This is a genomic window from Streptomyces sp. NPDC058052, assembly GCF_042885515.1.
Lineage (GTDB): Bacteria > Actinomycetota > Actinomycetes > Streptomycetales > Streptomycetaceae > Streptomyces.
In genome coordinates this window covers 1-1,329 of sequence record NZ_JBHVRX010000088.1, presented here as the reverse complement: position 1 = coordinate 1,329, position 1,329 = coordinate 1, and the positions used below count along the sequence as shown (strand labels likewise).

The following is a 1,329-nucleotide window of genomic DNA, read 5'->3' as shown; positions in this document are numbered from 1 at the left end:
GTATTAAACTATCGCTCTGATCGTCATTTAGATGAAATAGATGAACTAAAAAATACGATTCAAAATGCTGGCGGACAAGCTATTGCAGTTCAAGGTGATGTTGCTGTAGAAGAAGATGTTAAAAATCTTGTTCAATCAGCAGTTGATCAATTTGGTACATTAGATATTATGATTAACAATGCTGGTTTTGAAAAACCAATCCCAACACATGAAATGTCTAATGCTGAATGGCAAAAAGTCATAGATATTAACTTAACAGGTGCATTTACAGGTTCTCGTGAGGCGATTAATCAATTTCTTAAAGAAAATAAAAAAGGTGTCATAATCAATACCTCAAGCGTTCATGACACAATCCCTTGGCCTAACTATGTTAATTACGCTGCAAGTAAAGGCGGATTAAAGTTAATGATGGAAACTATGTCAATGGAATATGCTCAGTATGGTATTCGTATCAATAATATCTCTCCAGGCGCCATTGTCACTGAACATACTCGAGAAAAATTTTCTGATCCTAAAACACGTGAAGAAACGTTAGAAATGATCCCAGCACGTGAAATTGGTGAAGCTCAAGATATTTCAAACGTCGCATTATTTTTAGCCTCTGATTTAGCAAGCTATATTCATGGTACAACTATTTATGTTGACGGTGGTATGACTAATTATCCAGCATTTATGGGTGGTAAAGGATAACCCTTTTAAAATTCACACTCAAAAAAGCATGCGAAGACTTTTTATAAGTCATTCGCATGCTTTTTTCATACATTGCTATTAGATTTTATTTTTCAAAAATGAATGAACAAACAACTAAACAAAAAGTGCTTGATAAACATATAGAATAACAATACTAATTATTATAGTTAAGTTAGTGACCATCCCTACAAATGGCAACGTCTTATACTTAAATTGAATGGAGTAAGGTATGATAGCTACACCTACTGGTAAGAGCCATGTAATTAATAACGTCGTCTTAATCATTGGATCTGATACCGGTAAAAAGAAATGTACAAGTGTTCCTGCTACAATAGCTAATCCATAATGTAAGCAAAGATACTTAATGGTTACAGGTAAGTATTCTCTATCAATGCTAAAGCTCAACATAACACCTAGTAATATCATAGATAATGGCATATTAGCTTTAGAAAGAATGCTGAAGAAGTCTATAGCTGGCTTCCATATATGAATATTAGACATATTTAGTGTAAACATAACGATATATGTTACTAATGGTACAGACTGAATCAATTTCTTCCCTAAAAATTTAAAATTGAATTGGTCTCCACCTTCACTGAAATAACTTCCCACAAAGTATGTCAAACCGAACATAATCAT

Annotated in this window: 2 protein-coding genes; one reads left to right on the top strand and one right to left on the bottom strand. The window is 33.0% G+C overall.

Annotated elements, in window-relative coordinates:
* Positions 1–690 (top strand): SDR family oxidoreductase (locus ACFVU3_RS40095; protein ID WP_390073714.1); only part of this gene is annotated, 690 nt, incomplete at its 5' end.
* A gap of 114 nt (positions 691–804) precedes the next feature.
* Here the strand turns inward: ACFVU3_RS40095 and ACFVU3_RS40090 are convergent.
* On the bottom strand, positions 805–1,329 hold a 525-nt coding region (locus ACFVU3_RS40090; RefSeq protein WP_390073713.1), incomplete at its 5' end, for a hypothetical protein.